The organism is Saprospiraceae bacterium, assembly GCA_016713025.1.
Classification (GTDB): Bacteria; Bacteroidota; Bacteroidia; order Chitinophagales; family Saprospiraceae; genus OLB9.
Genome location: JADJPZ010000004.1, coordinates 853,525 through 866,337, shown reverse-complemented (window position 1 = coordinate 866,337; position 12,813 = coordinate 853,525). Strand labels below are relative to the sequence as shown.

The 12,813-nt window shown below is 35.6% G+C and carries 12 protein-coding genes and 3 pseudogenes; 10 read left to right on the top strand and 5 right to left on the bottom strand.

The window, feature by feature from the left end; genetic code table 11:
• Positions 1–63: 63 nt before the first annotated feature.
• The 4 genes from IPK35_10055 to IPK35_10040 form a co-directional block, all read right to left on the bottom strand.
• On the bottom strand, positions 64–1,167 hold the full coding sequence (locus tag IPK35_10055; protein ID MBK8053589.1) for an alkaline phosphatase family protein: 1,104 nt from the start codon (positions 1,165–1,167) through the stop codon (positions 64–66).
• Positions 1,164–1,448, bottom strand: coding sequence for a hypothetical protein (locus IPK35_10050; protein MBK8053588.1), 285 nt, complete (start codon positions 1,446–1,448; stop codon positions 1,164–1,166). The genes IPK35_10055 and IPK35_10050 overlap by 4 nt, the downstream gene beginning before the upstream one ends.
• Before the next feature lie 350 nt (positions 1,449–1,798).
• Complete coding sequence (locus IPK35_10045; GenBank protein ID MBK8053587.1) at positions 1,799–2,938, bottom strand: glycosyltransferase family 4 protein; 1,140 nt, start codon at positions 2,936–2,938, stop codon at positions 1,799–1,801.
• 36 nt (positions 2,939–2,974) lie between these two features.
• On the bottom strand, positions 2,975–4,180 hold the full coding sequence (locus IPK35_10040; protein ID MBK8053586.1) for a glycosyltransferase family 1 protein: 1,206 nt from the start codon (positions 4,178–4,180) through the stop codon (positions 2,975–2,977).
• Between the two features lie 174 nt (positions 4,181–4,354).
• Between IPK35_10040 and IPK35_10035 the strand changes: the two genes are divergently transcribed.
• Entirely contained in the window at positions 4,355–6,106 is a 1,752-nt protein-coding gene (locus IPK35_10035; GenBank protein ID MBK8053585.1) for a lysophospholipid acyltransferase family protein, read from the top strand.
• Between the two features lie 85 nt (positions 6,107–6,191).
• Positions 6,192–7,655 carry a pyruvate kinase gene (locus IPK35_10030; protein ID MBK8053584.1) on the top strand — a complete coding sequence of 488 codons (1,464 nt, stop codon included), beginning with the start codon at positions 6,192–6,194 and terminating at the stop codon, positions 7,653–7,655.
• A gap of 2 nt (positions 7,656–7,657) precedes the next feature.
• Here the strand turns inward: IPK35_10030 and IPK35_10025 are convergent, their stop codons facing one another.
• Complete coding sequence (locus tag IPK35_10025; protein ID MBK8053583.1) at positions 7,658–8,302, bottom strand: DUF1801 domain-containing protein; 645 nt, start codon at positions 8,300–8,302, stop codon at positions 7,658–7,660.
• A 170-nt stretch (positions 8,303–8,472) separates the two neighbouring features.
• Between IPK35_10025 and IPK35_10020 the strand changes: the two genes are divergently transcribed.
• The 8 genes and pseudogenes from IPK35_10020 (at position 8,473) to IPK35_09985 (ending at position 12,808) form a co-directional block, all read left to right on the top strand.
• Complete coding sequence (locus IPK35_10020) at positions 8,473–8,691, top strand: hypothetical protein (GenBank protein ID MBK8053582.1); 219 nt, start codon at positions 8,473–8,475, stop codon at positions 8,689–8,691.
• Positions 8,692–8,695: 4 nt separating this feature from the next.
• Positions 8,696–9,388, top strand: a complete 693-nt coding sequence (locus IPK35_10015) for an IS982 family transposase (GenBank protein MBK8053581.1) — start codon at positions 8,696–8,698, stop codon at positions 9,386–9,388.
• A pseudogene (locus IPK35_10010) lies at positions 9,352–9,861 on the top strand (Crp/Fnr family transcriptional regulator). Before IPK35_10015 ends, IPK35_10010 begins: the two are co-directional and overlap by 37 nt.
• Positions 9,862–10,076: 215 nt before the next feature.
• Positions 10,077–10,742: an SUMF1/EgtB/PvdO family nonheme iron enzyme gene (locus IPK35_10005; protein ID MBK8053580.1), complete on the top strand. Its 666-nt coding sequence runs from the start codon at positions 10,077–10,079 to the stop codon at positions 10,740–10,742.
• A gap of 11 nt (positions 10,743–10,753) precedes the next feature.
• Entirely contained in the window at positions 10,754–11,284 is a 531-nt protein-coding gene (locus IPK35_10000; GenBank protein ID MBK8053579.1) for an N-acetyltransferase, read from the top strand.
• 64 nt (positions 11,285–11,348) lie between these two features.
• Positions 11,349–11,758 (top strand): annotated as a pseudogene (locus IPK35_09995) (hypothetical protein).
• A 58-nt stretch (positions 11,759–11,816) separates the two neighbouring features.
• Positions 11,817–12,161 (top strand): annotated as a pseudogene (locus IPK35_09990) (DHCW motif cupin fold protein).
• A 41-nt stretch (positions 12,162–12,202) separates the two neighbouring features.
• Positions 12,203–12,808, top strand: a complete 606-nt coding sequence (locus IPK35_09985) for a GNAT family N-acetyltransferase (GenBank protein MBK8053578.1) — start codon at positions 12,203–12,205, stop codon at positions 12,806–12,808.
• The last annotated feature ends 5 nt before the right edge of the window (positions 12,809–12,813 follow it).

Here is a 12,813-nt window from a genome sequence, read left to right as displayed (position 1 = left end):
TATTTTTATCATATTGGGTAGATTTAAACAATATTTTCAAATCTCAAAAACCAACGCCACACTTTACCTCCCAATCACACCATCCAATACATCACCCACTTCCTCTTTATTGCTATACTCATAACCAAAAAATGCTGCTACCGTTTTGGCTACTTGATTTTGAAAGAAACGGGATTTGTCTTTTCTTTCGCCCAAGGCTGGTGTATCAGTACCGATGACTGCCATCCATATTTCGTTGCTGCCTTTGTAGATTTTACCATGGGATGTCCACTCTTTTTTGACGATGTCACCACGTCCATGATCGGTGGTGATGACGAAGGTAGTTTTGTTTTTATAGACGGGATCTGACTGACAGTAAGCCCATAAGTCATGGATAAATTTATCTGTCCTGCGAGCCGCATGGAGATAGTGATCATATCGGCCGTCATGTGCAAAATCATCGGTTTCACCATAGGAAATATAGAGCAGTTTTGGATGCTTTTTTTGGATGTATTCTAGTGCGAACTGATGGGTAAACACGTCTAATCTCACACTACTCCATGGACTAGGTGTTTGGTCTTGAAGTTCGTTGAGATATTTTTCTTTCCAAGTCAGATCGTCGCCTATTGCGTGTTCAAATCCTGCATTGACAGGGATGCCAGATCGGTCTCTATTGATGATAAATGGAAAAACATCCCACGAACCGAATGCCGCTACCTTTCCTTTAAGCGCATCTTTTTGGTTGAGCCATTCTAAGACGGTGACATTTGGATTATTGATTTTATCATTTGATTTGATGTAGGGATCGGTATAGCCTGTCAAAATTTCGTTGTATCCGGGATAAGAAAACCAATGAATATTCGTCACTTGGGCATTGTTCTCGTATTTTCTGTTGCCTATGATTTGTCCTTCTTTTGCCATGGTATTCCAGAACCATGGCATCAGGATTTCTCTACGTTTGAGTGGATCTGTATGCCAAAATTCTTTTTTGAGTGCTGCAGTATCTTTGGTAAATACGGTATTGTGAATGAGACTATCATCTGCGCCACCAAAAAGTTCTTGCCATCTCAGTCCATCGAGCGTGATAAGGAAAACATTTTCTGTCTGTAGATTGGCTGTCTGTGCCCAAATTTTCATGGGTAAAAAACAAACAGCACACAAAAGGATGGCTAAAAAATATCGGATCATTTGTTGGGTTTTTGAATGGTTAATTGATCTATGATATCTCCATTGATGTCGTAAATGTACATCATTGCTTTATTTTTTTGTAGCGTCATCCTCCCAAAATGATGTTGTTTAATAAGACGATCCATTTTTGGCTCAGGATTACTATCTTTAGGTTCGATGCCGCCACCTGCACCACCTGATACGACGAAGGTTGTTGTATGATCGTCATACTTTTTGGTCAGTCGTTCGTAATCATGAATGTGTCCACTGAGCACAAAATCTATTTGATATGGGTTAGCCAAGGTATCGCGCTTTTGACATTACCTGTTATTTTGATTTGCGCATGTATCATTACCACCGCAAATGAAAATAACAATGTCATACATAATTGTAAAAATTGTTTGTTCATACTGATTGATTTTGGTTTATTAAAATAATCCGCAAAGGTGTTCAGTATATGTTAACTCAATGTATTTAAGATATTATCGTATCATCACTAAAATGTTAACTTAATGTTTTGGAATTTACCCGATTGCATTTTATGGTTTAAATACTCATGGTTAGAATATTTAAAAAATGAGTAGTCACTAATTTGGAATTTACAGTATACCATTTCAGATTCTATCAGGTATCATTCCCTAACCCGTATATTTCATGACTCAATCATCTCCTTCACATAACCAAGGCACATTTTTTCCCAGCTGTAGTTTTGTATCGTGAAGTCTCTGATATCTTTTGAATGAAGCTCATTTTTTTCTATATGCGCGCAAATAGCATCTGCCCAAACCCGGGCATTGGCTGTTTCAATCCTGTAACCATTTTTACCATCTATAATGGCATCTTTCATACCTTCCAGATCAGATACCAGCACAGTTTTACCCATTACGGCGGCCTCCAGCGCAGCCAATCCAAAACCCTCCATATCTCCAGACACTACAATATTGGGCATAACAACAACAGAAGAAGCTTGGATTAATATATCTCTTTCTTCATCAGATAATCGACCAGCAAGGATTACTCTTTGGGGATTTTTCAAGTGTGAAGCTACAAGTGAGACGCTATCATCTGTTTTACCTAAAAACAAATTAAATTTTCTTTCCCAACTTCGAGGTATCAAAGTTAACATTGAAGCAGAACTCAATCCTGAGACATTGCCTATGTGGACCATTTTAATATGTTCATCAAGCAATGGAATGACTTCTTTAGCAAACCAGCTAAAACCTTTTCTTTTTACAGGCCTTCCTAAAGTGAGAATAATTTTATCACAATTTAAATCAAGGTTTAATGAATCGAATAACATACCAAAGTCCGGATATTTCTCCATACCCTTTTTTATATCTACTCCATTATTAACAACTGCAATTTTTTCTTTGGTAACATTTCTTTTCACACAAGCCTCCTGAGTAGCCATGCTGACACAAATGATCTTATCTAGTTTTTTGATCATCTTTGGGAAAATAGATTTTTGGTATAATCCCAAGGGGAATACAACATCCAAACCATGGAAAGTTGCAAAAACCTTCCTTCCGGCAAAATCAACTCGCAATAAATAACAAAAAGCCGTCATCAAGCCGTCATTCAGATGGATGTGGGTGATTTCAGGGTGGTTGTTCAACATTTTTTTGACTCTCCATCTCAACTTGAAGAAAAATTTCCAAATGGGTTCTTTCTGTTCAAAAATGATCTGATGTGTATTAAGCATTTTATTAATACCGTTGATCAAATGAAAGCTTTGATTTTCCATGCCGCCGAATGCAGGAGGATACTTATGGGTAATAAAAAGTACCGTCAATGTTATTTATTTTTTATTGATGAGCTAAACAATAAATCACATGGCCAACTCCATAGGGAAAGGTATGGAGATATTTTTTTCCTGTTCTCTTTTACATTTTAATACCTGCAAATCACTCAAATATATTTCCATCAGGGATGACCATTGATATTGTTTGACAGTTTCATATGCATTTTGGATCAAATAGCCACTTAATGTTGTATTCTGGCAAATATCATTTATATAAGCCAGATAAACACTTTCATCTTGTGGAGAACAAAGATATCCATTGATACCATGATCTACCAATCCTGCAGAACCACCACCATTAGCTATGACCACAGGTAGCCCAGAAGCTTGTGCTTCTATCACTACATTGCCAAAAGTCTCTGATATGGATGTAAATAAAAATACATCACATGAAGCATAGAGAACAGCTAAACTCTCATGATTTTGATGTCCCAAAAAGATAGCATCTGGCATTTGTTCCTTTAATGTTTCTCTGGCAACACCGTCTCCTGCTATAATAAAATTATAAGGCAGGTTCTTGGATGTACATAATTGATAAATTCGAATCAAAGTCTCAAGGTTTTTTTCCCAAACTAATCTGCTGGCAAACAGGATATTTTTATTGGTGTTTTGGGTTATTGAATTCATATGTTTACTGTCCCTCTTTCCCGGTGAAAAAAGTGTCGTATTGATTCCTCTGGGCCATATCCTAAAGTTGTGCTCATCAAACCCCATATCCAGCAATTCATTTTTCATCGCTTTGGTAGGTATATAGACTTTGTCACATTTAGCATAAAATCTTTTTTGGCCAGATACGATCCAGCTTTTTACTACAGGTATCAAAAACTTCATTTTTGACATATAATAATCTATGTAGGAAATAAAATGGGTGTGATATACCGTAATGACAGGTATGTTTTGTTTGCGCCCGTATGATAATGCATACTTACCCAATAAAGATGGAGTGGAAATATGAATTACATCAGGATTAAAATCAATCAATTGTTTATGCAATCTGTTAAACCCAAGTTGGGGTACCGCCATTCTGTAATCTTCATTGACAGGAATTTTTACAACCGGAACGATAAAAATCTGCCAATTGGTTTTATTTTTTGGAGGAACACCACAAATCAATAGTACTTCATGTTGGTCGGCTGGAATTCTTTTAAGAATGTTTGTGATGCTTCTGGATGCCCCGTCAAAATCTTCTATGAGGATTTCTGCAAAAAATGCAAGTCTGAGTTTTTGTGACATAAAAGGAATTTGTTGCAAGAATATACAAGTAATGCTAATCCAATATTAATAGAATATTACCTAAATATTAAATATACGAAATACATACTTGATTGATCTGCAATTAATAATGACTTAATATACAATTCATTTTGAGTTAATATTCGACAACTACTTTTACAAAAATTAGTCATTATGCCTATTGTAACAAATATAGAGATAGCAGACACTTTGGGTTTATCAAAATTTGGACATCTGGGTACATCGCTTAGTAATGGACTGATGCATATGCTCAGTATTTCAGACTTAAACAAGATATATGATACCTACTCTTATTTAGATGGGCTTGATTTTATCAATGCTGTATTAAATGAATTGGGTATCAAAGTCGAAATATCGGATGCAGATAAGAAGAAGATCCCTATAGATAAACCATTTATAGCCATAGGTAATCATCCCCTTGGTGGAATTGACGGATTGATCATGATGAAAATCTTAATGGAATGCCACCCAAAAGCCATGATTTTGGCCAATTTTTTACTTTGTAAAATCAAACCCATAGCTGATCATATTTGCCCTGTCAATCCTTTCGAAACCCGAAAAGACGTTTTTAGGAGTACCAGCGGCATCAGATCTGCATTAATTCACTTAGAAGCAAACATTCCTCTTGGCATTTTTCCTGCGGGTGAGGTTTCTCAAAAGTCCAATTTTCTTAATGGTAAGATAACCGATAAAATCTGGGATAAAAGTGCTTTAAAACTTATAAAAAAAGCCAATGTCCCTGTAATACCAATGTATTTTAATGCGCAAAACAGCCCAATGTTTTATTTTATGGCAGGTATCCACCATAATTTCAGAACTGCCGGTTTACCAGGTGAAGTGATGAAGACCAGAAATAAAAAAATTCAGGTACGCATTGGTTCACCAATTGGTCCCAACACACTAAAAAATTACGACGATATAGACAGTTTCGGAGACATGCTCAGACAACAATTAGAAGTACTGACATTCTTCAAAAAAAGAAGAAAAAAAATCATCAATTTAGAGCAGTATAAGTTTAAAAAAGTACAAAATATTGCCCAAAGCGTTTCAAAAGAAACTATTAAAACAATCATTCAGAAAATGGAAATAGCCGGCGATATGTTATTTTCATCCGGCGACTATAAAATATTTTTCACCAAAATCGATAATAAACCAGAACTCCTTCATGAGATAGGAAGACTTCGGGAAATCACCTTCAGAAGCGTAGGAGAAGGTACCAATAAATCTATAGATACAGACCATTACGACCATTATTATCATCATTTGATCCTCTGGGATGACCAAAATAAAGCAATTGCAGGAGCTTACCGATTGGGCTTGGGCAAAAAAATTTATCAAAAATATGGGATTAATGGTTTTTATATTCAAGAGCTATTTCATCTTCAGGATAAAATGCATGAAATTATGTCCCAATCTATAGAGATGGGCAGATCATTTATTGTACAAAATTACCAACAAAAGCCAACGCCATTGTTTAATTTATGGAAAGGAATAATGATAGTTGCTCAACAATATCCTGACCATAAATACCTTATTGGAGCAGCAAGTATCAGCAATGATTTTTCTGATTGTTCCAAAGCGCTTATTACCAGATACCTGGAGCATCATTATCTTGACCAGCGCTTTTCTTCCCATATTAAGCCTAAAAAACATTATAAATACCCTCTCAATCCCTTACAAAAGCGCACCCTCAAGGAATTGATCAACGGAGATATTTGTGACGCCGATAAAATCATCAGTAATATAGAGCCTGACGGTAAAAAAATACCCATCCTGATCAAAAAGTATCTGAAACAAAATGCATCGGTTCTGGGTATCAATGTTGATCCAACGTTTAATAATGCTTTAGATGTTTTGATGTATATAGAAATCAAAAAGCTGAAAACTGATATTTTTGAAAGGTGATCTAAATCATGAAACAGTATCCTTTTAAGTCATACGTGTGAATGACTTGAAACACCTAATTTTGAAATTGATTAAAAAAAATTCAATGATTGATATAAAAGCAATAAAATCTTCATTAGAACTGCTTGAGAAAAACATGGTTGATGAAGAGTCAAAAAGAACAGATTTAATTAGCAGTATGCTGCATCCATCCAATCATATTTCAGCACGAAATCTGATTCATTATTTATCCTTGAGAAGCATGGACATCAGAGAGCTTCAGGATAAGCTTCATAATTTGGGTTTATCATCTCTTGCCAGCTCTGAAAGCCATATTAAGGCCCAGCTCAAAGCTATCAACCAAAGATTAGGTAAAAAATATACTGCTGACCAAAAAGAGATTTGCGACTATGAGTGCAGTCAGGCAATTATGAGAAATAAGTCTTTAGCATTATTTGGTCAAAAGGAGATTGACGCTCATCCTTCAGTCATGATCACCTTAGACAGTACCTTTGCAGAAGATTATGCCGTAATAAAAAACCTGTTGCTCAATGGTATGAATATAGCCCGAATCAATTGTGCGCATGATGACGAATCAGTGTGGGCAAGTATGATCAACAAAATAAAAAAGGCATGTCAAAAAACGGGTAAACCATGTAAAATTTATATGGATTTGGCAGGACCAAAGATCAGAACAGAATTAATAGGCAAAGGACGAAAGAAAGGTGAGGCAAAAGTCAAGGTTGGAAAATTGATTTATCTGGCAAATTCCGACGAAGGTTTGGATCCAAAAGACTTAATCATCAACCCCGGAGAGCCTGAGTTAATTTCTTTCCTGAAAAAAGACGACAGGGTATATTTTGATGATGGTATAGTAAGAGGCATCGTTGAAAAAGTTAAAAATAACATTGCAAAGGTCAGAATTACCAGGGTTTCATCTGCTAAAAAAGTGATAAAGAATGACAAAGGAATCAACTTTCCCGACTCTGAAATGGATATTGCTCCACTAACTGATTTTGACGTTTCATGTCTTCCGTTCATATGCGAAAATGCAGATATTATAGGATATTCATTTGTCCGCTACCCGTCAGACCTGGCAAATTTAAGAAAAATGATGGCTGACAATTATGATCATCCTCCACATCTTGTCATAAAAATTGAAACACCTCAGGCCGTAAGACATTTACCTGAGTTACTCATGGAAGGCATGAAAGATGAAACAGTTGGAGTCATGATTGCGAGAGGTGACCTAGCAGTTGAGATAGGTTTTGAACGCATGTCCGAAATTCAGGAAGAAATATTGTGGATATGCGAAGCTGCCCATGTACCTGTCATATGGGCTACTCAGGTGCTGGAAAATCTGAATAAATCAGGTCTTGCCACCCGTTCAGAAATCACAGATGCCGGGCATGCCACACAGGCTGAATGTATCATGCTTAATAAAGGGGCACATACAATAGAAGTGCTGGAAATGCTCAAAGATATCTCACAGCGACAATCAGAACACAGAAGTAAAAAGCGATATACTTTCAGGCCACTTAGTATAGCCAAGAAATTTATTGATAAGTAATACTATCGCTGAGATTTGTACTTATCGTGCAATCCTTCTCCATTCATGATCTTTTCGATACATTTTTCTATCCTGCTGAATCTTGCTTCTGATCCTTTGGGTTGAGAAATATAGATAACATATCCTCTCCTTTTACCGGGAGTAAGAGAATAGAAAGCATCTTTAAGTGCCGGTAACTCTTCAAATCTATCTTCCAATTCAGCAGGAATAGGTTCAAGATCTTTTTTAAATTCTACTTTAGTTCCACTTACTTCAATGGCCACGGCTTCAGTGATATAATCCTTGATTACAGATGCCATCTCCAAAATTCGATCAACAAAAGTAAATCTGATGATACGGGCAGATTGTACACTTTCTCCTTGTTTTTCGAGTATCTTATGTGTGTCTTTAAGCAAAACACCTTTAAAAAACCCGAAGGTGACACAATCTTTTAGTGCACTGATGATGACGATATTTTTACCTTCGTGGGTATAGACAGGTACTCCCCATTTGATTTCTTCTTCAAGATCAGATTCAAGCATGATTTGTCTGACATGCTGCAATTCTGTTTGCCAGTTTCTGACCTTACATCGGTCGGTAGCATAGTATTCACAACGCCCGCAACCGTCCGCAATAAATAGATCGACTTTTGGATTGATTATCTTCATTTGGAAATTTTATTTGCCGGATTATATTGATTTGCTTTAATATTTTGCAATGCCAATGATACTGTATCTTACCTGTTGCGCAGTTAAGAAACCCTAATATATAATAAAAAAAATGTTGTGCATATTACTGAAATTCAGTAACTTAGCGGAAACATTCAAACTTTTTCGCAATGCACAACATAAAGACAAATTTCGATATTATTTTCGACATATGCAAATCTATTTTTAATGATGAAATCATTGATGATGGTAACTTCTTTAAATACCCGAATAAACCTAAAATGTCTGATATTCAATTAGTTGCCTTGTCTCTGACAGCGGAGTCCTTGAGTATTGATTCTGAAAATCATCTCTTTAATAAGCTAAAAGCTAAAAGAAGAATATCATGACGAATTGTTCGTCCTTATTGATAGAAGAAATTACAATAGACGGCGAAAAAAATTATCTAGCTATATTTCTCTGATGGGTACGAAGGTTTGTAATATTATCAACCCTAAATGTGATAAGTTTATTGTTGACAGTATGCCGCTCCCAATATCTAAAAATGCAAGAAAAAACAGATCAACAATCTGTATGGATGACCCTAATTGCTTACCTGCAACCGGGTACCATGCTATTTCTAAAGCATTTTATTATGGATATAAAATGCACATCATTTCTTCTGTCGAAGGTATACCAGTCACAGTAGCCATAACACCAGCCAATGTAGCTGATATTGATTTTTTAAAATTTGATGAAATCATAGATATATCTGATTGTCAACTACTTGGAGATAAAGGTTATATATCCGAGTCCGTTCAGTTGTCCTTATTTGAGACAAAATCAATCCAATTAGTTACGCCTTTAAGAGCTAACATGAAAGGTCAAACGATGTGGACGAAAGCTTCTGCGTATCATAGGAAAAAGATAGAAACGAAAATTTCCCAACTAGATGATCAATTTATGGTGAAAAGAAATTATGCCAAAACATCAGACGGGCTTATCGCTAGATTGACTTGTAAAGTGGCAGCAGTTGCTACGCTACAATTAAATAATTTTTCCAAACAAAAATCATTAAACAAACTCAAAATTGCTCTTGCTGCTTAACTGCGCAACGGGTTAGTAAACCTAGCACGGTTCCCCATGAAGTATTTTTTATCAATAAAGGAATCATCAGGGTACTCATCACCGATCATGAAGGTATGGAGCATACCATTCACTTTGCACTAGAAAATCAATTTATTGCAGATTATTCCAATTTCATTCAGAAATTGCCCTCCTTTTATAGTTTACAAGCCTTAGAAGAAACTGAAGTAGTCGTACTGCCACGGGCCACGATAGATTGGGGATACGAACATCTCCAAGCAGGGTAAAAAATGGGAAGACTCATCGCTGAATATTACTTTATATATCAGGACGACAGAATTAAAAATACTTATATCAGGACACCAAAACAGCGATATGACTCTATTACCGAAGTTTTCCCCAATATCCATAATCGAGTACCACAACACATGATAGCTTCTTATTTGGGCATCACTCCAATACATCTGAGCAGACTGAAGAAAGCAAAACAATAAATATAGTTTTAAAAAATTTAATGCATTCAAAAAATTAAGTTTCTTTGTAGGAATGAAAAAATAATTACGTATATGTTAGACGTTTAACACAAAATTGGCGTTTTATCTGTTTATCAATAGTTGGTGATAGAATAAAAGATGATTAAAAGTCCTATACAGATTTTAAAACAATAAAAATATTGAACGCTATTAACATTATTGACTTAGACCATCAAATGGTCAGGATACCTAGTGGAACTGTAGAGTTAAGAGATGATAGACTTAAAAAGCAATGGAGCGTTGAAGTGCAACCCTTTTTGCTTTCAAAAATTTTAGTAACACAAGAACTTTATTTTGCCATTACATCTGAAGACCCAAGTACTTTAAAAGGCAACAATCGGCCCATTGAATCAGTGACTTGGAAAGATGCGGTGTGTTTTTGCAATAAATTATCAATTCATAAAAGGCTAATTCCTTGTTATGAAATCCAAGATGAAATCGAAGAAATTTCTTTTGATATCACATCAAATGGATTTCGACTCCCAACTGAAGCTGAATGGGAATATGCATGTAAAGCAGGGACACCTGGTAATAGATATGGAAATATAAACGATATAGCCTGGTACAAAGATAACTCATCATTGACAACACATATCGTAGGTCAAAAAGCACCTAATCCTTGGGGACTATATGATATGCTCGGCAATGTCTGGGAATGGTGTTCTGACATATATGATGAATCAGTTTATGGCACATACCGTATAATCAGAGGTGGTGGCTGGTCAGATGAAGAGCGGAGTGTAATGGCTACCAATCGACGAAGAAGTCATCCTTTAAAATTTAAAATTGATGATCTTGGATTTAGAATTGCAAGAAACTTGACAGAAAATCCAACTTCATAAAATACCAATATATGATAACTCAAGTGCTCATTCGGCAGGAAAATAAAAAAGACTATGATCAAATTTTTGAAATAGTTGCCGCTGCTTTTGGACAAGAAAATGAAGCGAAATTGGTCAATGCTTTGCGAAATAATGCTGAAGATTTTGTTCCCCAACTTTCTTTAGTGGCAACTCTGGATGAAAAAATTGTAGGACATATTTTATTTACAAGGATCAAAATCATAGAAGAAAACGAAACTGAAACTGAGAGTCTAGCGCTTGCACCATTAGCTGTAATTCCCGCACATCAAAGAAAAGGAATCGGAAAACTGCTCATCAACCACGGAATTGATAAGGCAAGGGAATTGCAATTTAAGTCAGTAATTGTATTGGGACATGCAAAATATTATCCAAAATTTGGTTTTGAAGCAGCTGAAAAATGGAACATCATATCACCATACAATGTCCCTTCGAATGTTTTTATGGCATTTGAATTGGTAAATGACGGATTAAAAAATGTATCTGGTCTTGTAAGGTATCCAAAAGAATTTGAAAGTTTGTAAATTCAAGGAAAGATGTACATTAAAATCAAGAATGATAAAATTTACAGACAAATAAATCAAAAAAATGAAGACACATTCCACAAATTATTACAGCACTTTCATTGAAGTAGCAGAAGACACCAAGGCGAGTACTGGCACGATACCACCTGCAAAAGATACAAAAACAGTGGCTCAGAAGCAATATGAAATTATCTCGGCTAGTCCATATTATTATACTTCTGATGACATTTTTTTTCAAGTCTTTGCCGATAGAAACGACCTAATCTCAGAAGAATACCCGAAAGCGAGAGAACAGTTTTTTCCAAAGGCCAACCTTGTTTCCGTGCTTCACCTTTGACAAAAACGTATGGATTTGGCATTCATAGTGACACAAATGGGAAGGTCGCTCTTTTTGGCATGGAATCGGATGAATATCAAAAGTTCTTATCTGATGACAATGTAAAGAAGGTCAAAGCGATGAAATCAAGTAGATAATACATGAAAATAGTTTAGCCTAACATCAATTAATATAATCACTTTTAGAATTAATAAAATGAGCAACATCCCTTTTCAGACAATTGACTGGACCAAAATACCCAAAGTAGAATAACCAGGTGAAACTGGCATAGCCACATGGCAAACGATGTTATATGAAGGCTTACGAATAAGAATTGTAGCTTATTCTGCGGGTTATCTAGCTGATCATTGGTGCCAAAAAGGACACATAGTACACTGTCTTGAAGGCCAATTTATAAGTGAACTGGAAGATGGGCAGATGTTCGAATTGTCAGCAGGGATGACTTATGTCGTTTCAGACAATTTGAGTTCACATAGATCTATCAGTAATCACAGTGTGAAATTGATGATTATTGACGGGGATTTTTTAAAAAATGGGTAACTACGCTTTAATTACAATAAATTTTTAAAGAACTTAGATTTATGACAATCACAACGAAAGATAATAAACAAGTAATTTTACGAAAACTTGAGCAACCAGACTACGAAAACTTGTGTAAATATTTTGATAATCTCAGCTTGGACACGAAAAGACGCTTTGGCCCACATGCCTTTGATTTGCAGTCTGTATCCGACTATTATGATACAGACAAAAACATTGGATATATAGCAGTAGATATATTAAGCCAAAGTATTGTAGCGTATTTTATTATAAAAAAAGGTTACTTAGACCACGACCGCAATCGTTATCAATCTTACGGAATAAACCTTGATGAAAGCACAGATTGTACGTTTGCACCATCGGTAGCTGATGCATGGCAAAGTTGTGGATTAGGGAACATTCTGTTTCATTTTGTCCTAAACGACATAAAAGAATACCATATAAAAAGAGTGATTTTATGGGCTGGAGTTCAAGCTGATAATGAAAAAGCCATACGCTTTTATTTAAAGAACAACTTTCAACTTTTGGGAGAATTTGATTATAATGGAAAAAATTTGGACATGTTGCTTCAGCCTAATAAACTACAAAAACTGCATGATAGATGGTTGAAATTAATCAAAGAAAGGGCGGAACAAACCCAACAATAAAAATT